19 protein-coding genes and 1 pseudogene are annotated in these 17,573 nt (G+C 69.0%); 2 read left to right on the plus strand and 18 right to left on the minus strand.

Annotation, left to right across the window (positions count from 1 at the left end):
- Positions 1-9 precede the first annotated feature (9 nt).
- A pseudogene (locus ACFYRU_RS07360) lies at positions 10-483 on the plus strand (SAM-dependent methyltransferase); the annotation flags it as partial.
- A 107-nt stretch (positions 484-590) separates the two neighbouring features.
- Here the strand turns inward: ACFYRU_RS07360 and ACFYRU_RS07365 are convergent.
- Positions 591-1,997 carry a PH domain-containing protein gene (locus ACFYRU_RS07365; RefSeq protein ID WP_387654162.1) on the minus strand — a complete coding sequence of 469 codons (1,407 nt, stop codon included), beginning with the start codon at positions 1,995-1,997 and terminating at the stop codon, positions 591-593.
- On the minus strand, positions 1,994-2,482 hold the full coding sequence (locus ACFYRU_RS07370; RefSeq protein ID WP_387654163.1) for a PH domain-containing protein: 489 nt from the start codon (positions 2,480-2,482) through the stop codon (positions 1,994-1,996). Before ACFYRU_RS07370 ends, ACFYRU_RS07365 begins: the two co-directional genes overlap by 4 nt.
- A 26-nt stretch (positions 2,483-2,508) precedes the next feature.
- Here ACFYRU_RS07370 and ACFYRU_RS07375 point away from each other — a divergent pair, with 26 nt between their 5' ends.
- Positions 2,509-3,702 carry an NADH-quinone oxidoreductase subunit D gene (locus ACFYRU_RS07375; protein WP_387654166.1) on the plus strand — a complete coding sequence of 398 codons (1,194 nt, stop codon included), beginning with the start codon at positions 2,509-2,511 and terminating at the stop codon, positions 3,700-3,702.
- Between the two features lie 55 nt (positions 3,703-3,757).
- On the opposite strand, the gene ACFYRU_RS07380 is transcribed toward ACFYRU_RS07375, so the two are convergent.
- The 16 genes from ACFYRU_RS07380 to dacB form a co-directional block, all read right to left on the minus strand.
- Positions 3,758-4,726, minus strand: a complete 969-nt coding sequence (locus tag ACFYRU_RS07380; protein ID WP_387654169.1) for a hypothetical protein — start codon at positions 4,724-4,726, stop codon at positions 3,758-3,760.
- Between the two features lie 66 nt (positions 4,727-4,792).
- Complete coding sequence (locus tag ACFYRU_RS07385) at positions 4,793-5,584, minus strand: inositol monophosphatase family protein (RefSeq protein WP_387654172.1); 792 nt, start codon at positions 5,582-5,584, stop codon at positions 4,793-4,795.
- 59 nt (positions 5,585-5,643) lie between these two features.
- Positions 5,644-6,039 carry a hypothetical protein gene (locus ACFYRU_RS07390; RefSeq protein WP_387654175.1) on the minus strand — a complete coding sequence of 132 codons (396 nt, stop codon included), beginning with the start codon at positions 6,037-6,039 and terminating at the stop codon, positions 5,644-5,646.
- Between the two features lie 22 nt (positions 6,040-6,061).
- Entirely contained in the window at positions 6,062-6,418 is a 357-nt protein-coding gene (locus tag ACFYRU_RS07395; protein WP_344197441.1) for a hypothetical protein, read from the minus strand.
- A 95-nt stretch (positions 6,419-6,513) separates the two neighbouring features.
- Positions 6,514-6,966, minus strand: coding sequence for a DUF3180 domain-containing protein (locus ACFYRU_RS07400; protein ID WP_387654178.1), 453 nt, complete (start codon positions 6,964-6,966; stop codon positions 6,514-6,516).
- A gap of 59 nt (positions 6,967-7,025) precedes the next feature.
- Positions 7,026-7,583, minus strand: coding sequence for a 2-amino-4-hydroxy-6-hydroxymethyldihydropteridine diphosphokinase (folK, locus tag ACFYRU_RS07405; protein ID WP_387654181.1), 558 nt, complete (start codon positions 7,581-7,583; stop codon positions 7,026-7,028).
- Positions 7,580-7,969, minus strand: a complete 390-nt coding sequence (gene folB / locus ACFYRU_RS07410) for a dihydroneopterin aldolase (RefSeq protein WP_387654182.1) — start codon at positions 7,967-7,969, stop codon at positions 7,580-7,582. The genes folK and folB overlap by 4 nt, the downstream gene beginning before the upstream one ends.
- Complete coding sequence (locus ACFYRU_RS07415) at positions 7,966-8,442, minus strand: nuclear transport factor 2 family protein (RefSeq protein ID WP_387654184.1); 477 nt, start codon at positions 8,440-8,442, stop codon at positions 7,966-7,968. The genes folB and ACFYRU_RS07415 overlap by 4 nt, the downstream gene beginning before the upstream one ends.
- A complete protein-coding gene (folP, locus tag ACFYRU_RS07420; protein ID WP_387658040.1) occupies positions 8,439-9,236 on the minus strand; it encodes a dihydropteroate synthase in 798 nt (265 codons plus the stop codon). The genes ACFYRU_RS07415 and folP overlap by 4 nt, the downstream gene beginning before the upstream one ends.
- A 103-nt stretch (positions 9,237-9,339) precedes the next feature.
- Positions 9,340-10,476 (minus strand): S1 family peptidase, encoded by a 1,137-nt coding sequence (locus ACFYRU_RS07425; protein WP_387654187.1) that lies wholly within the window; start codon positions 10,474-10,476, stop codon positions 9,340-9,342.
- A 136-nt stretch (positions 10,477-10,612) separates the two neighbouring features.
- Positions 10,613-11,185 carry a GTP cyclohydrolase I FolE gene (gene folE, locus ACFYRU_RS07430; RefSeq protein ID WP_387654189.1) on the minus strand — a complete coding sequence of 191 codons (573 nt, stop codon included), beginning with the start codon at positions 11,183-11,185 and terminating at the stop codon, positions 10,613-10,615.
- Between the two features lie 70 nt (positions 11,186-11,255).
- Entirely contained in the window at positions 11,256-13,307 is a 2,052-nt protein-coding gene (gene ftsH / locus ACFYRU_RS07435; protein WP_387654192.1) for an ATP-dependent zinc metalloprotease FtsH, read from the minus strand.
- Positions 13,308-13,481: 174 nt separating this feature from the next.
- Positions 13,482-14,036, minus strand: coding sequence for a hypoxanthine phosphoribosyltransferase (hpt, locus tag ACFYRU_RS07440; RefSeq protein ID WP_387654193.1), 555 nt, complete (start codon positions 14,034-14,036; stop codon positions 13,482-13,484).
- Between the two features lie 4 nt (positions 14,037-14,040).
- The gene (gene tilS / locus ACFYRU_RS07445) at positions 14,041-15,081 is read right to left on the minus strand and encodes a tRNA lysidine(34) synthetase TilS (protein ID WP_387654195.1); all 1,041 of its coding nucleotides are present in this window, start codon (positions 15,079-15,081) and stop codon (positions 14,041-14,043) included.
- Complete coding sequence (locus tag ACFYRU_RS07450; RefSeq protein WP_387654198.1) at positions 15,053-16,144, minus strand: zinc-dependent metalloprotease; 1,092 nt, start codon at positions 16,142-16,144, stop codon at positions 15,053-15,055. The genes tilS and ACFYRU_RS07450 overlap by 29 nt, the downstream gene beginning before the upstream one ends.
- 29 nt (positions 16,145-16,173) lie before the next feature.
- The gene (dacB, locus tag ACFYRU_RS07455; protein ID WP_387654201.1) at positions 16,174-17,538 is read right to left on the minus strand and encodes a D-alanyl-D-alanine carboxypeptidase/D-alanyl-D-alanine-endopeptidase; all 1,365 of its coding nucleotides are present in this window, start codon (positions 17,536-17,538) and stop codon (positions 16,174-16,176) included.
- Positions 17,539-17,573 lie beyond the last annotated feature (35 nt).

A 17,573-nucleotide genomic window follows, 5' to 3' on the forward strand; every position in this document is an offset into this window, starting at 1 on the left:
GATCGGGTTGTGGACATCGGGGCTGGGTCCGGCGAGCTCGGAGAGGTACTGCGAGCCTGTGGTCTGACTGTTGTCGACATCGAACTGGACGACGACCTGCCCGACCAACTGAGCGGCCTGGTGATCGCCAACGAGTGGCTGGACAACGTCCCGTGCGAGGTCGTCGAGTGGGACGACGAAGGCATCCCTCGCTACCTGCTCGCCGACGAGAGCCCAGGACCGGTTGTCAAAGACGAAGACCTGTCCTGGCTACAACACTGGTGGCCCGGGGTGCCGGGGGAGCGGGCTGAGGTTGGGCTTGCTCGTGATCAGTGCTGGGCCAACGTCGTCAGTCGGCTCACGGTAGGAAGTCTCGCCGTTGCCGTCGACTACGGGCACGTGAAGGCGAACAGGCCGGCGTACGGGACTCTTACCGGCTTCCGGAACGGGCGGGAGTGTGAACCCACGCCCGACGGGACATGTGACATCACCGCGCACGTAGCACTGGACTCACTGGGCGGCCGGCTGATCTCGCAGCGGGACGCACTGAAGAGCCTCGGCGTGTCAGCCACCAGACCACTGCTGCAGCTCGCACAGGACGACCCCGTGCGCTACCTGTCGGAGCTGTCCTCAGCAGGTGAGGCCGCCGAGTTGCTGGACCCCTCCGGACTAGGAGCGTTCGGCTGGGTCTGGACCGCGGCCGACGAAGAGACAGTACGACGTGCCGCACGCGCCCTGTCCGCCTGAGCGTCCACCAGCGCCGCAGCCGCCACCTCGTCCTGGTGCAGCGCAACAGCATCGGTAGGGCCGAGCGGCGTATCCACATGTACGTTCGCCAACCGCAGCCTCCGCTGCAGAGGACCCTGCTCCAGCCGTACCGACTGCGTCTTGTGGTGCAGCACGATCGACGTACGCTTGCTCACCCAGCCGCGCGTGGTCACCATCACCTGCTCGTCCACGCCGTACGTCAGGTACCGCCAGCCGATCGGCCGCAACCACTTGGCCCGCTGCGGCGACGGGTGCAGCTCGATCCGGCTCAGGTCGAACCCAGGCAGCACGCGGTTCAGCACGTACGCCACCTCGGTCCGCTCGCCCACCGGCAACAGCTGTGCGCCCTCCAGGATGTCGTCGCCGTCTTCCTTCTTCCCCGCGACGCCGGCGATGTCCAGCTCGACCCGCGACCACCCCAGCAGCCGCCAGATCAGCGGCTCGGTGATCAACAGCCCTTGGACCCGCCCAGGCGGAATCGTCTGCCGCTGTACGTCGAACAGCCCGCGCTTCGTCCGCAGACCATGGCTGGACTCGGACAGAGTGAACCCGTGGTTCCCGACGACCTGCTTCCAGATGGGCTGCACGACACCGAGCAGCAGCGGCAGACCGGCGAACAGACCGACGTGGAAGTTCAGCACCATGGTCGCGACGATCAACCAGATCAGAGCGCCCGCACTACCGACCACAGTCGACGACAGCAGCGTCGCACCGAGCAGTCGGCTGGTAGGAACCGTCAGCAGCGGCGGGGCGACCGCCTCTGCCTGCTGCTCGACAGTCTGCTCTTCAGCAGCCTTCTCGCCCTTGGCACGGACCAGCAGCGTCGTACGGAGCTCCTGCGCCTCGTCGTACCGGAAGTAGCTCAGCTTGCCGTCGCTCTTACCGCCACCGGCCACGTCCATCCGCAGCTCGGCCATGCCGAACAGCCGGGCCACGAACGGCTGCGCCACGTCGATCGCCTGGATCCGGTCGAACCGGATGATCCGCGTCCGCCGGAACAGGAACCCGCTGTCGACCCGGATCGCCTCGCCCGTGAGCTGCCACTTGGTGAACCACCAGGACAGCGCGCCGAGCAGAATCCCGCCGACGAGCACCGCGCCCAGACCGATACCGGCGAAGGTCAGGTTCTGCCGCAGGCCCTCGTTGTTGACCAGGGCGACGGCCGCGACGACGAAGTACCCCCAGCCCTTCACGAACGGGGTCAGCGGATGGAGCCGTTGCCCGACGGTCTCCACAACCTGCTGCGTCACAGGCCCCACGCCTGCGAATGACCGAGGGCGGACAGCCGGTCCCGCAGCCGGCCGGCCTCGTCCGGGTGCAGGCCGGGGATCTTCGCGTCGGTGGCCGGTGTCGCCGTGTGCAGCTCGACCGTGGCCATCCCGTACGCCCGCTCCAGCGGCCCGGCGGTGACGTCCACGAACTGCATCCGGCCGTACGGTACGACGACCAGCTCGCGGAACATGATCCCGTGGCTGACCAGCAGCTCGTCCTCACGCTCGGCGTACTTCCAGGACCGCTGGTTGCGCCCGATCAGGATCCACGCCCAGCCGAACACCAACGCGATCACCACGGCCGCGAGAACGCCGTACGCCCAGCCGACCGTCAGCCCGAGCGCGAGCAGCGCCGCGATCGCAGCCAGCCCGGCGAAGATCGCCGCGGTCAGCCGCCGCAGCGTAGCCAGCTTCGGCGAGACCGGCGTCCAACTGACATCCGAGGGTGCGAAGAGGTCATCCACGGGTCCAGCCTGTCACGATAGGGGGCATGAGCACGGAAAGAGTGGTCGGAGTCGGGGCAGGAGCTGCTGGATTCGACCCTGCGTACGAGCGGGGCGGCGCCGGGACGGACCTGCCGACGACCGACATGGTGCTCAACATCGGGCCGCAGCACCCGGCGACGCACGGCGTACTGCGGCTGCGGCTGACGCTGGACGGGGAGCGGATCGTGGGCTGCGAGCCGATCATCGGCTACATGCACCGCGGCGCCGAGAAGCTCTTCGAGGTGCGCGACTACCGGCAGATCATCGTGCTGGCGAACCGGCACGACTGGCTGTCGGCGTTCGCGAACGAGCTCGGCGTGGTGCTCGCCGTCGAGCGGATGATGAACCTCGAGGTCCCGGAGCGTGCCGTCTGGCTGCGTACCCTGCTCGCCGAACTGAACCGGGTGCTGAACCACCTGATGTTCCTCGGCTCGTACCCGCTCGAGCTCGGCGCGATCACGCCGGTGTTCTACGCGTTCCGTGAGCGCGAGACGATCCAGGCGGTGATGGAGGAGCTGTCCGGCGGCCGGATGCACTACATGTTCAACCGGGTCGGCGGGCTGAAGGAGGACCTCCCGTACGGCTGGCTCGGACGCGCGTCGGCCGCCTCCGCGGCGGTCCGCAAGCGGCTGCCCGACATCGAGGAGATCATCCTCGGCAACGAGATCTTCCGCGCCCGTACCGTCGGCGTCGGCAAGCTCGCCCCGGAACTCGTCGCGCAGTACGGCGTCTCCGGGCCGATCGCCCGCGCCTCCGGGGTGGACGCCGATCTGCGCCGCGACGAGCCTTACCTCGCGTACGGCGAGCTGCAGGACGTGCTGCGGGTGGTGACCCGTCCGGAGGGCGACTGCTTCGCGCGGTTCGCCGTACTGCTCGAACAGGTGAAGGTGTCGCTCGACCTGGTCGACGCCTGCCTCGACAAGCTGTCCGCGATGCCGGCCGGTCCGGTGAACGTACGGCTGCCGAAGATCCTCAAGGTCCCCGAGGGCCAGACGTACGCGTGGACCGAGAGCCCACTCGGCATCAACGGCTACTACCTGGTCTCCCGCGGCGACAAGACCCCGTGGCGCCTCAAACTCCGCTCAGCCAGCTTCAACAACATCTCCGCCCTACCCGCCCTCCTCCCCGGAACCATGATCCCCGACATGATCGCCATCCTCGGCAGCATGTTCTTCGTCGTCGGCGACATCGACAAATAGGGCGGTCGGTTGGGAAACAAATGTCCAACCACTGGCAGTTTGTTTCCCAGCCACCTCACCGAACCGGGCAGGACGCGGTGCAGGGGCGCGCGCTGAGGGACGGATCCTTGCGCCGCATCACCTGCAGGACCTGTACGGCAGCCGCGCACGGCCGGCTCGTGACGTCGAGCCAGCCGTACCGCAACGTCACCTCGGCCCGCAGCGCGGCACGGTTGTCCCGGTCGAGGTCCCGCCATCGTTGCCCCGGAGCGAAGTGGAAGCGCCCGTCCAGCTCGACCACCAGCCCGTACGACGGATAGGCCGCGTCGGTGTACTCGCCGTCCACGGCACGTTGCCGGTTCGCTCGCGGGAGGCCGTGCGCGCGCTCGACGTCGCGCAGATAGCGCAGCTCGAGCAGCGAGTGCGTGCCCTGCGCGACATCGGTGAGAATCGCCCGTAGTGCGGCTCGGTGCCGGAGCTGGAGGCGGCCGTCGAGGGCGGCCAGGATCTGTTCCGGTGCCACCCTTCCGCTCTGGCAGGCTTCGGCGACGTACGCGGCTGCGGCGTCGAGCGATCCGGAGACGCCGACGATCTCCAGGACGGCTTCGGCCGGGCGGCTCCGCGGCGGGCTGACCGCGGCCAGCCGGTCCGCCCAGCGCGAATCCCGGGTGATCACCAGGTTCTTGCGAGCGCGGACTCGCCGGTGCCACGGGATGGTGACGTACACCGGACGCCGGCCGTCAGGCTTGATCAGCCCGAACTGCTCCGCCGCCGTGAAGTGGCTCCACGCCGCCTGCGGCCCCGCGTACAGGAACGCCGCCACGACCCGCTCGTCATACCCGATCGGCCCGGTGTGGGTCAGGTAGACGCCAGGGTGGACGGTCTGCCAACGACGGCTGCGGAGCCGACGGCGCACCTCGGCCTCGGACCGCCCCGCCGCAAGCAGTTGCGCGCGCGACACCACGCGGCTCTGCACGTGGATCAGTACGTCGAGACCCTCGTCGGCCAGTTGCTGTCGCCACCACCAATCCACCCGAGCCAGCATGACGCACCCCGCGGCGCCTTGCAGATGCCCTTGTGGACAACGCTCGGCTGGGAAACAAACTGTCGCTCAGTGGCGAAAAGTTTCCCGGCCGCGCAGGAGGTCCTGGAGTTCTGCGCGGATGCCGTCTGCGACTGCGAAGACGCCGTGGGAGTCGGGGGTGTGGTCGGTGCCGTCGAGGTCGAGGACGGTGACGCCTGCTTCGCGGCAGATTGCTACGCCGGCCATCGTGTCCCAGGGTTTGTTGGAGAACATGATGAGCGCGTCGAAGTAGCCGTTCGCGGTCCAGGTCAGGGCGGTGGCGGCCGTACCGATCATGCGGAGGCGCTGGGCGCGCGGGTACAGGCGCTGGGTGAGGGCGATCCGGTCGGCGTTCACCTGGTCCGCGTTCGGGCCGACCGCATAGTCGCCTACGGCAACCAATGCGTCGGAGAGGTTCGAGCACTCGCTGCCGCGGATCGGCTTGGAGTTGCAGGTCGCGCCCAGGCCCTCGGCGGCGGCGTACGACGTGTTCAGTGCCGGGTGGTCGATGACGCCGGCGACGGCGCGGCCCTCGTGGATCAGACCGAGTGAGATCGCCCAGAGCGGTACGCCGTGGATGAAGTTCACCGTGCCGTCGATCGGGTCCAGTACCCACCGGGTGCCGTCGGTCGCGCCGCCCTCCTCCTCGCCGAGTACGCCGATCCCCGGCGTCTCCCGCTCGAGGAACGCCCGCACCTCCCGCTCCACGGCGAAGTCCACCTCGGACGCCATGTCCCGATCCCCCTTGGACGTCAGCACCCCAGGCGCCATCCGCTCCGTCACCCCACGGCCCACCTCAACCGCAGCCCCAGCCACCTTCAACAAGCTCGCAAGATCCACACCACGAACCTACGTGCTGCCGGCGCGGGGCGTCTGTCCGCGGTCCAACAGGCGGGCGGCTATGCGGTGTCGAGGGATTGGCGTTTGCGGTGCCAGGCGGCTGCGGCGGTGATTCCGGCTATTGCCAGGGCGCCGACGGCGGCGGCTTGGGCCAGTTTGATCGGGCAGCCGGTGGCGCAGTCGGGGATGGGGTAGGGCTCGCCGGGGTTGAGTTCGTGGGTTTCGTCGGCGGAGACGTACGCCTCGTCGGCGGGGAACGGGAAGGCCTCGGGGTTCAGCAGGCGGTACCAGTACAGGTCGTCCCACGCCTTGCGGCGGCACGTCACGTTGACGGACGGCGACTCGTACGGCGTCGGCCCCAGCTGCCCGATCGGGAGGTGGTCCTCGTTGTAGACCGTGACATGGCCGTTCGGGTCGTTCATCGTCACCGCGGGATAGCGCGCGTCCAGCCCCATGACCGCAGTATGGGGCGGGACCTCAGGAAGCGGCCAGACCTCGCAGCTTGAGGTCCACGACGGTCGGCGCGTCGGCCTGCGAGTGCTTGTCGCCCGCGGCAACCACCGTGGCGACCTCCTGGTCGATCTTGTCCAGCCGCTGATCGATCTTGTCCAGCCGGCGCTGCATCAGATCCACGAACTCGGCGTTCTCGACAACCCGCGCGCTGGTGATCCGCGAGTACTCCTGTGCGACCTGCGCGCGCTCGTCGGAGTGCGCCAACCGCTCCACCAGCAACTGGTGCCGGAACAACACGGAGGCAGCGATCGCCACCAGCACAGCCCCACCCGCGGCGGCCCGGAGGATCCACGCGTTCTGCGAGAACAGCGCGATACTCACTCCCAGGCAGACAACGATCAACAGACCGTTGGCGACGGTGAGAACTGTGGTCCTGGTTCGACGGCGGCTACCCCTTGACCCCATGGGTCGCCATGTTAAGGGGTTTCGTCGGGGTCCTCGGGAATGCGACACGCGCGTTCGAGCAACAATCCGGCCGTGACGACCAGCACTGAGATCACCGCCGCAGCGCCGGCCATGATCACACGGTTACGAGGCCCCGAGAAGCCCATTGCTTGCACGAAGCTTAACGCGAACCCTGCGTAAACACCGACGCACAACGCGCCGACAAAAGCACTCGCCTTCCCGATCATCAACAGGAAGACCGCGCGGCTCGGCTCCATCCGTTCCCGCCGGACCTGGATCCGCTGGTGGGTGTTGCGGGCCGCCGCGAACAGCAGCGCGGCCAGGAACGCCCACGCGACCAGCGTCAGCCACGACACGGCCGGCGCCACCCCACCACCGGCCTCGACCGCCTTCACCAGCGTGACGCCGACCGCGACGCCGAGTACGGCGATCGCGATCAGCAGCCGGCGCGACGTCGGCCGCACCGAACCCGAGGGCGGTTCCTGCTGGGGTGCCCGACCGGGCTCGGTACCGCCGGACACCACTACTGCAGCTCGATGTCGAGCTTGGTCACACCGTCGGTCCCGACCTTGGCGAGCAGCTCCGCGACCGGGCCGTGGCCCGGCAGTACGGCGTCCCGCTCGATGTCGAGCCACGGCGCCAGTACGAACGCCCGCTCGTGCGCGCGCGGGTGCGGGATGGTCAGCTCCTCGGTCTCGATCGTCTTCTGCCCGTAGGTGATCAGGTCGATGTCGAGGGTCCGCGGCGCGCCCGGCACGCTGCGCTCCCGGCCGAACGCCTCCTCGACCGCGTGCGCGCGTTCGAGCAGCAGGTCGACGGCGAGCGTGCTGTCGGCGAGCAGCACGATGTTCAGGTACGGGCCCGATTCCTCCGGGCCGCCGACCGGTTCGGTCTCGTAGACCGGCGACACCTCGACCACCACGACGTCCGGGGTGTCCCGCAGCGCGTCGACCGCGCCCTGCAGGTTCGCCTCACGGTCGCCGAGGTTGCTGCCGAGCGACAGGATCACCTGGCGGATCGGCTTCAGGCCGCCGCTCAGGGTGTCGGCGTCGATGACGTGGGGACTAGGGGTCTCAGTCACGAGGATTCTCCGGCTCTGCGCTGCACGGTCAGGACAACGTCGTCGAACGGCACCGTGATCGGCGCCGAGGGTTTGTGGATGGTCACGGCCGTCGCTGTCACCCGGTCGTCGGCGAGACAGAGGTCGGCGATGCGCTGGGCGAGGGTCTCGATCAGGTCCACCGGATCGTTCTCGATCGCGCGGTGCACCTGCTCGGCCACCACCCCGTAGTTCACGGTGTCGGCCAGGTCGTCGGAGGCCGCGGCGGCCCGGGTGTCCAGCTCGAGCCGGACGTCCACGACGAACTCCTGTCCGTCGGCCCGCTCGTGCTCGAACACCCCGTGGCGCCCGAACCCACGGATGCCCCGGATCTCGATCACATCAGGAGAAAATGGGGTACCGCTCATTCCGCCTCCTCCTGTCGGCCCCCAGACGACGACAGTACCGGGGAGGCATGGTGGATCCACAACCGCCAGCCGGTGGAAGTTCGGCGGAAAACGTTCGTCGCGTACGCCTTGCCGCCCGCGAACCCGTCCTCCGGCGCACCCTCGCCCGACGACAGGACATTCTCCGTACACGTGACGTACGCCACGTCTTCATCAACCCGCACCTGCACATCGGTGAGGAAGAACTGGATGTACGGCGTGTTCGCGAAGATCATCGCCCAGGCCCGCATCATCTCCGCGTACCCGGAGATCGCCGCGTTTCCGGGGTGGACGCAGACCGGATCCGGTTCGGGCAGCCAGACGGCCGCCATCAGGTCCAGGTCACCCGCCTCGAAGGCGTTGTAGAACGCGGTGTTCGCGTTCAGGACGGCGTCCTCGACGGTGGCCCCACGTGCAGCATCGCCTCCAGTGCCCTGCCGTGGTGCATCCGTCATACCGTTCCCCATCTCTGTGCCACTCGGACCGCGTCCACGTTCGGTGCCACCGCGTGCGCCCGGACACACCAGGCACCGGCGGCGGCGGCCAGGGCGGATACGGCCACGCTCGCGTCGTCTCGTCGTACGGCCGGTCTGGGTTCACCGGTCTGCTCGTCGGCGAGCAGCCTACCGAGGAACGTCTTCCTGGACGCACCGATCAGCAACGGTCTTTCCAGTACGGCGAATTCCCGCATCCGGCGGAGGATCTCCCAGTTGTGGTCGGCGTTCTTCGCGAACCCGAGCCCGGGGTCGAGCGCGACCCGGTTCAGGTCGAGGCCGGCCGCGCGCAACGCCTCGAGGCGTTCGGCCAGTTCGGCGATCACCTCCGCGACGACGTCGCCGTACTCCGCCTTGTTCTGCATGTCGATCGAGTGGCCGCGCCAATGCATGCACAGGTACGGCGCTGCGCGCTCCGCGACCAGCGGGAGCATGTCCGGGTCGGCGAGGCCGCCGGACACGTCGTTGATCATCGTGGCGCCGGCGTCCAGGACGAGTTCGGCGACCCGGGACCGCATCGTGTCGACCGAGATGATCGCGCCGTCCGCGGCGAGCGCCTCGACGACCGGGAGGACCCGGCGGAGCTCCTCCTCCTCGGACGGCCGGACGGCCCGCGGGCGGGTCGACTCACCGCCGACGTCGAGCAGGTCCGCGCCCTCGGCCAGCAGTTCCCGGCCGTGCTTGATCGCGGCGCTCGGCTCGAACCACTCGCCACCGTCGGAGAACGAGTCCGGCGTCACGTTCACGACGCCCATGACGAGGCACCGGTCCAGCACCGGCAACCCGTCCACGTGACCCCACGGCTCAGTTCTCACCCACACACCGTAGTAGCCGCCACCCCCAAGCCGAAGGCTGGGCTCAATTCGCGAGGATCAGCCGCGATTCCGTGGACTGCAGAACGACACCGATCGGCTGCGAGTACGACTCGTTGGTCTGGCCGTACTTCTCCAGGCACTGGCCGTTGATCAGGGCCGCGCCGCTGGTGATGCCCTGGGCGTAGTTGCCGGTCATGTTGGCGCCGCCGGAGTCGCCGGCCTCGACACACGCGGTGTGCTCGAACAGGCCGCGGACCACCCGGTTGTTGCCGTAGTTCACGGTCACGTTCCGCGCGACGATCCGGCCGCAGGTCCAGCCGGTGCTCTTCCCGGACTTGCACAGGGTGGACCCGATGGTGGCGTCCGCGATCCCCTTGACCGCGACGTTGCCGTTGCCCCAGCCCTCGACGTACCCCTGCTGGTCCCAGCCCTCGATCACGCCGACCGAGCCGAAGTCGCTGCCCGGGAAGGTCGAGGTGTACGTGTCGCCGAGGACGTACCCGTTCCGCGAGAACGACGGCCTGCCGGCTGTGCAGTGCCCCGCCGTCAGGAAGATCCGGGTGCCCTTGCGGGTCCGGGCGTTGAAGCCGAGCGAGCAGACGTAGCCGGTGTTCTTGTCGACCTGGACGCCGCCGCGCAGGCCGAAGTCGTCCGCGGTGGTCCGGATCGTGCCGGCGACCCGGCGGATCGTGACCTGGTCGCCGTTCGCCTCGGCGCGGGACAGGAACCGCTCGGTGATCAGGTCGTGCGCGTTCCTCGGCACCGAGACGACCACGGTCCCCGATACCGGGTCCACGTACCAGGACCGGACCTTGCCGGCGCTGGACGTGCTGGCCAGGTGGTTCAGCTCGCCCTGGACGGCGTTCAGTTGGTGGGCCGTGTACTTGACCAGGCGTGGGATCGCCCCGATCTGCCGGACCAGTGCGGCCGTCGACATGTCCGAGACGGCGACGATCAGCTCGCCGGCATCGTCGTAGTAGCTGCCGACGAATCCCGCGTCCGAGCCGAGCTCGGACTGCAGGGTCTCGGCGACCAGCGGGTCGACCGGCGTCTTGACGCCTGTCTTCGGCGTGGTCTTGATCCGCGTGTCCGCGGTGGCCCAGTTCGCTGCCGCGAGTCCGCCCGCCGTCAGGACGACGACCCCGGCCAATGCGGCGCCGATCCGGAAACGCCCCGACATCCTGTCCTCCTCACACCGGCACCTGGTCCCCGTTGGCCAAGCACCACTACGGAAAGTAAACGCTCAGCGACAGAATGTCCATAGTCCCGGACTCTCAAACTTCAACGAGCCCAGGGGTCCGCAGGCTACGGGTGGTTCACCCAACGATCAGGCTCATCGCTTCGGCGCGGGTGACGGGGTTGCGGAGTTGGCCGCGGACGGCGGAGGTGATCGTCTTCGCGCCCGGTTTCCGGACGCCGCGCATCGTCATGCACAGGTGCTCGCACTCGATCACCACGATCACGCCGCGCGGCTGGAGGATCTCGACCAGGGACTCCGCGACCTGCGTGGTGAGCCGCTCCTGCACCTGCGGGCGCTTCGCGTAGACGTCGACCAGCCGGGCGAGCTTCGACAGCCCGGTGATCCGCCCGTCCCGGCTCGGGATGTACCCGACGTGCGCGACGCCCGTGAACGGCACCAGGTGGTGCTCACACAGGCTCCACACCTCGATGTCCTTCACCAGCACCATCTCGTCGTGCTCGAGCGCGAACGTGGTCGTCAGCACGTCCTCGGCGCCCTGCCCGAGCCCCGCGGTGATCTCGGCGTACGACCGGGCCACCCGGGCCGGCGTGTCCCGCAGCCCCTCGCGGTCCGGGTCCTCGCCGATCGCGAACAGCAGCTCGCGGACCGCCCGCTCCGCCCGCGCGTGGTCGAACTTCGGTGACGTCATCCTTGGAACGCTACCTGCCGGGAACACGAAAACGCCGCCACCCATCTGGGTGGCGGCGTTCGCGCTGGTACTACTGGTGGCTCGGCGGGGTCGGCCCGCTGCCGTAGTCCGGCGGGCGGATCGCCTCGTCCGGACCCACCGAACCACCCGGCAGCACGTCGGACAGCGAGCCTTCGTGCCCGTTCTGCCCGTTCTGCTGGGCGGCGGTCGGGACCGGCATCACCGGCGGCTGGTCGGACGGCACCCGGGTGGACGAGCCGGTCCAGGCCGGCCGCCGCTCGCGCATGATCACCGGCTCGAAGATCCGGGCGATCTGGTGCTTGTCCAGGGTCTCCTTCTCCAGCAGCTCCTCGACCAGGTGGTCCAGCACCGACCGGTTCTCGACCAGGATGTCGAAGGCCTCCTGGTGCGCGTTCAGGATCAGCTTGCCGACCTCCTCGTCGACCGCGGCCGCGATCTCCTCGGAGTAGTTCCGCTGGCTGCCGAAGTCGCGGCCGAGGAACGGCTCGCTGCTGTCCTGGCCGAACTTGATCGCGCCCAGCCGCTCGGTCATGCCGTACTGGGTGACCATCGCGCGGGCCAGCGCGCTGGCCTTCTCGATGTCGTTGGACGCGCCCGTGGTCGGGTCGTGGAAGACCATCTCCTCGGCGGCCCGGCCACCGAGCATGTAGGCCAGCTTGTCCAGCATCTCCGAGCGGGTGGTCGAGTACTTGTCCTCGTCCGGCATCACCATCGTGTAGCCGAGCGCCCGGCCCCGCGGCAGGATCGTCACCTTCTGCACCGGGTCGGAGTGCGGCAGCGCCGCCGCGACCAGGGCGTGGCCGCCCTCGTGGTACGCGGTGAGCACCTTCTCCTTGTCCGACATCAGCCGGGTCCGGCGCTGCGGGCCGGCGATCACGCGGTCGATGGCCTCGTCCAGCGCGCGGTTGTCGATCAGCTGCGCGTTCGACCGGGCGGTGAGCAGCGCCGCCTCGTTCAGTACGTTCGCCAGGTCGGCACCGGTCATACCCGGCGTCCGGCGGGCGACCGCGGTGAGGTCGACGTCCTGCGCCATCGGCTTGCCGCGGGCGTGCACCTTGAGGATCTTCTGCCGGCCGGGCAGGTCCGGCGCGTCGACGGCGATCTGCCGGTCGAAGCGGCCGGGCCGCAGCAGCGCCGGGTCGAGCACGTCGGGCCGGTTGGTGGCCGCGATCAGGATCACACCGCCGCGGACGTCGAAGCCGTCCATCTCGACCAGCAGCTGGTTCAGGGTCTGCTCGCGCTCGTCGTGACCGCCGCCCAGGCCCGCACCACGGTGCCGGCCGACGGCGTCGATCTCGTCGATGAACACGATCGCCGGGGCGTTCGTCTTGGCCTGCTCGAACAGGTCCCGGACCCGGGAGGCACCGACACCGACGAACATCTCGACGAAGTCCGAACCGGAGATCGAGTAGAACGGCACCCCGGCCTCGCCGGCCACCGCGCGGGCCAGCAGGGTCTTACCCGTACCGGGCTGGCCGTACAGCAGCACGCCCTTCGGGATCTTGGCGCCGACCGCCTGGAACTTGCCCGGCTCCTGCAGGAACTCCTTGATCTCCTGCAGCTCCTCGATCGCCTCGTCGACACCGGCGACGTCGGCGAACGTGGTCTTCGGGGTGTCCTTGGTGACCAGCTTCGCCTTCGACTTGGCGAAGCTCATCACCCGGGAGCCGCCGCCCTGCATCGAGTTCATCAAGAAGATGAACACGACCGCGATCAGCAGGAACGGGATCAGCGTCGAGAACACCTGGCCGATGAAGCTCGGCTTCGGGTTCTCCACGTCGTACCGCTCGATCTTGCCGTCCTGGAACAGCGTCTGCAGATCGGTCCCCAGGGTCTCGCCCTGGCCGTCGACGTAGTGCGCCTGGATCTTGGTCCCGTCGGTCTTCTCGACCCGGATCTGTTCGTCCGGATTGTTCAGCGTCACCGACTTGATCGTCTTGTCGCTCGACGACTTGGCCTGCTGGATCAGCTGGACGACCTGTCCGGTGGGCTCGGTCTTGTACCCGGTCGAGCCGGTCAGGAGCTGCCCGATCACCAGCACGCCCAGGAAGGCGACGACGATCCAGAACAGGGGTCCGCGGAAGATGCGCTTCACGTCCATGATCGGGGCCGAGGCCCCGTCCCTCCTAGCTCGGCAGGCCCGGGAATGCGGGCTTGTGACGGTAACACCATCCCAAGTGTCTCGTGTCGCACAAGACAACACATCACGAGGGTCACGAAAGGACGGCTGCGACCTGTTGTACAGGCCGTCACCAAGTCTGCCTGCCGGGGCCGGTCAGGAGTAGACGTGCGGCGCCAGTGTCGCGACGCAGCGCAGGTTCCGGTACTTCTCCGCGTAGTCGAGCCCGTACCCGACGACGAACTCGTCCGGCAGGTCGAACCCGACGTACTTCACCGGGACCGCCATCTTGGCCGCCGCGTCGGGCTTGCGGAACGCGGTGCAGATCTCGACCGAGGCCGGGCCGCGGGACTGCAGGTTGCTGACCAGCCAGGTGAGCGTCAGGCCGGTGTCGATGATGTCCTCGACGATCAGCACGTGCCGGCCGCTGATGTCGGTGTCCAGGTCCTTGAGGATCCGGACCACGCCGGACGACTTGGTCCCGGAGCCGTACGACGAGACCGCCATCCAGTCCATCTCGACGTGCCGGGTGAGCGCCCGGGCGAGGTCGGCCATCACCATCACGGCACCCTTGAGAACGCCGACGATGAGGAGGTCCTTGCCCTCGTAGTCCTGCTCGATCCGCCCGGCCAGTTCCCGCAGCTTCGCCAGGATCTGGTCCTCGGCGTAATGGATCGTGCTCAGGTCCTTCTCGATGTCCGAAGCATCCACGCGATCAGCCTGTCACATCCGGGCCCAATGCGATGAATCCGCCCCGGCGCACGGCGCGAATCCCTTGCGGTAGATCGATCCAGCGCTGGCCACGCCAGTCGGTGACGAGTGCGTCGACCGCGGCGACGTGCCCGGCGGAGAGGTCCGTGGCCCGGCAACCGGCTTCCAGCGCAGCCTGCCGCAGTACGCGCGTACGAATCGCGGCGGGCTCGTCCGCGAGTACGCCGGCGTCGCAGCGGACCTGGCCTTCCACACGGCTCAGCGCGGTCTCCGCGACGTCCGCGGCGAGCTGGTCGAGCGCGTCGGCGTCCGCGCGGAGCAGGCCTGCCGTACGGGCCAGGGCCTCGACCACGCCAGGCCCCAGCGCCTCCTCGAGCACCGGCAGCACCTCGTGCCGCACCCGTACCCGTGTGTACTGCGGGTCGTCGTTGTGCGGGTCGTGCCACGGCCGCAGCCCGGAGGCAATACACGCAGCCGCCGTGGTAGCCCGAGGCACCTCCAGGAACGGCCGCCTCAACAACCCGACCGCAGGGGCCATCCCGGCCAACGACCGAGCCCCAGACCCACGCCCCAGGCCCAGTAGAACAGTCTCCGCCTGATCATCACGTGTGTGGGCCAACAGAACGACATCGGCCGCCAGCTCATCCGCTACTTCACGCAGAGCGTCGTACCGAGCCACCCGAGCCGCCCCCTCAGGCCCACCGTCAGTACCGACCTCAACAGCCCGCACCTGCACCGGATCCAACCCAACAGACCGGCACTGCTCAGCAGCGATCTCCGCAATGTGTGCGGAGTCAGCCTGCAGCCCGTGGTCCACCACTACCGCCCCCGCCCGCAGCCCGAGCTTCGGTGCCTCGAACGCGGTCGCGGCCGCCAGCGCCAGCGAGTCCGTGCCGCCCGAGCACGCCACGAGCACAGTCGTACCCCGCGGCAACTCGGACAGCGTTGCCCGTACGGCCTCACGCGTCCGGGCGACGGCGGGGTGGAGCTTCCCCCGCCGTTGCGCGATCAGGCCCTCAGCCGTGGAGTCGGGCGACCCAGGCATCGGGGTTCGCGATCTCGTTCTTGGTCGGCAGCGTGTTCGGACCGGTCCAGACCCGGTTGAGGCCCTCCATACCCACACGGTCGACGACGCGACGTACGAACGCCGCGCCGTCCTTGTACTGCCGGAGCTTGGCGTCCAGGCCGAGCAGCCGCTTCAACAACTGGTCCACCGGGTTCCCACTGGCCCGCCGGGAGGTGAACTTGGACCGGATGGTCTCGACGGTCGGGATGACCGACGGCCCGACACCGTCCATGACGAAGTCGGCGTGCCCCTCCAGCAACGACATGACCGCGGTCAACCGGTCCAGCACCGCACGCTGCTCGGGTGACTGCATGAGGTCCACCAGGCTCAGCTCGGCCTCACCCCGCACCGACCGTCCCAGCCGCTGCACGGCCTCCCGGAACATCGCGGCGTACGCCGATGCGTCCAGCTCGGCCTGGTCCAGGAACAGGGCGATCTCCGACCGCAGGTGGTCCCGCAGCCACGGTACGGCGGTGAACTGCACCCGGTGCGTCTCCTCGTGCAGGCACACCCACAGCCGGAAGTCCCGCGGTACGACGCCGAGCTCGGACTCCACGTGCATCACGTTGGGGGCCACCAGTAGCAGCCGCCCCGTCAGCCCGGGCCGGTCCGGATCCGGCTGCGCCGGGTAGAACGGGTCGAACTGGCCGAGCACCCGCGACGCCAAGAACGCCAGTAGTGCGCCGGCCTCGATCCCGGTCACCCGGGACCCCACCGCGGACGACAGGGCGGCACGGTCCGCCTTCTCGCGCAGCTTGTCGGCCAGCGGTTGCAGCACGGTCCGGAAGCCGTCGGCGTTCGCCTGCACCCAGCCGGGCCGGTCGACGATCACCACTGGCGCGGTGGCCGACGTGGCCTGCAGACCGGTGAACTCGCGGACGTGCCCCTCGGACTCGGCAGCGAACTGCCGCAGGTCCGCGACCACCTGGTCCGCCTCCGCACGGCTGACCGCCGGCCCAGGGCGCACCAGCTTCCGCGCCACGCCGGTCGCCAGCTGCCAGTCGACCATCTCGGTCGTGGTCCCGCCTTCCGCCGTACTCATACAAAGACCCTAGTGGTTTGTCCCAACAATCAGCAGCCGCAACTGGCGAGCGCTGCGGTCGCGCGGTCGAGGGCCGCGCGAGCATCGAGGGTCTTGGGGACCGGGACGCTGTCACTGGCAATCGCGAAGACCAGGAGCGTCCCGGTGCGGTCCCGGGCGTACCCGGCGAGGCTGTGGACGCTGGTGAGGGTGCCGGTCTTCGCGTGCACCAGTCCGGTACCAGGGCCGGTGCCTGCGGTCGTGAAGCGCTCTCGGAGGCTCCCGTTGAAGCCCGCGATCGGCAGACCGGTCAGGAGGTGCCGCAGCTCCGGGTGGTCCTTCGAGACGGCTACCCGCACCGCACCGGCCAGCAGTTCCAGGGGGACCTTGTTGGCGCGGGTCAGCCCGCTGCCGTCGTAGATCGTCGCCTTGGACACGTCCAGGCCCAGCTTGGTCAGGGTGGCGCGGACACCCTTCACGCCACCGACGTACGACCCTCCGTTGCCGGTGGCGATGCCGACGTGCCGCAACAGGGTCTCGGCCCCGTCGTTGTCGCTGTGCAGGTTGATGTACTCGACGATCTGCCCGAGCGCCGGCGACTTCACCTGCGACAACGGTGTGGCCGTGGACGGTGCGACAGCCGCCTTGGGCGCAGCCACGACCTTGATGCCGTACTGCTGGAGGAGCTTCTGGAACGAGATGGCCGCGGCCAGCGGCGGTGTAGGCGAGCGCTTCGCCATGCCGGCAGCAATGCGGCCCTCGTTGACCCACAGCGCGGAGGTGGGCGCAGCGATGCCCTCCGGTACGTAGTTCTCCTCCCAGTGCGTGTTGACGGCAGGGCCCGTGAACAGCGAGGCGTCGTACCCGAGAGTGACCGACGCGACGCCCTGCGCCTTGAGGGCCTTCGCGGTACTCGCTGCGAGAGCCTGGAGCGTCGCACGGGCGGGGTAGTCGTTCGCCTGCTTCACAGCGAGCAGTGGGTCGCCGCCACCGACCAGCACGATCGAGCCCTTGCCCGTGCTCACGACCTTCGTGGCAAACGTGTGGTCCGGCCCGAGCGTCTCCAGCGCCGACACCGTGGTCAGCAGCTTCAGGGTGGAGGCAGGCGTGTACGGCGTGACCGCGCCGACCGAGAACACCGGCTTCCCGCGCGAGGCGTCGTACACGTAGATGCCGTGGTGCGGGCCGAGCGACGGGTCCTTCAGGACGGCGGCCAGGGCTGCACCGACACCAGCTGCGGTCGGAGCGGCACCCTCTGTCGTCAGCGGAGCCAGCACCGGAGGTGCCTGCACGGAGGCTGTCTGCACGGAGGCTGTCTGCACGGATGCGGGTACGGCGCGGGCGCTGCTGACGAGTCCCGCGCACAGTGCGGTGGTCAGCAGCGTGACGAATGCCGCACGGGCAGGTCGGGCCACCGGGCTGCTCCTGTCATTTCGTCGGTCCGAACCGT

The sequence above is a fragment of the Kribbella sp. NPDC004536 genome (assembly GCF_042873835.1).
Taxonomy (GTDB): domain Bacteria; phylum Actinomycetota; class Actinomycetes; order Propionibacteriales; family Kribbellaceae; genus Kribbella.

Coding starts and splice junctions, on each gene's coding strand:
- ACFYRU_RS07425 (WP_387654187.1), bottom strand. CDS start 10,476: ATGTCGGGGCGTTTCCGGATCGGCGCCGCATTGGCCGGGGTCGTCGTC.
- folB (WP_387654182.1), bottom strand. CDS start 7,969: ATGAGCGGTACCCCATTTTCTCCTGATGTGATCGAGATCCGGGGCATC.
- tilS (WP_387654195.1), bottom strand. CDS start 15,081: ATGCCTGGGTCGCCCGACTCCACGGCTGAGGGCCTGATCGCGCAACGG.
- folP (WP_387658040.1), bottom strand. CDS start 9,236: ATGGGCGTCGTGAACGTGACGCCGGACTCGTTCTCCGACGGTGGCGAG.
- ACFYRU_RS07375 (WP_387654166.1), top strand. CDS start 2,509: ATGAGCACGGAAAGAGTGGTCGGAGTCGGGGCAGGAGCTGCTGGATTC.
- ACFYRU_RS07450 (WP_387654198.1), bottom strand. CDS start 16,144: ATGAGTACGGCGGAAGGCGGGACCACGACCGAGATGGTCGACTGGCAG.
- ACFYRU_RS07390 (WP_387654175.1), bottom strand. CDS start 6,039: ATGGGGCTGGACGCGCGCTATCCCGCGGTGACGATGAACGACCCGAAC.
- ACFYRU_RS07415 (WP_387654184.1), bottom strand. CDS start 8,442: ATGACGGATGCACCACGGCAGGGCACTGGAGGCGATGCTGCACGTGGG.
- folE (WP_387654189.1), bottom strand. CDS start 11,185: ATGACGTCACCGAAGTTCGACCACGCGCGGGCGGAGCGGGCGGTCCGC.
- ftsH (WP_387654192.1), bottom strand. CDS start 13,307: ATGGACGTGAAGCGCATCTTCCGCGGACCCCTGTTCTGGATCGTCGTC.
- ACFYRU_RS07380 (WP_387654169.1), bottom strand. CDS start 4,726: ATGCTGGCTCGGGTGGATTGGTGGTGGCGACAGCAACTGGCCGACGAG.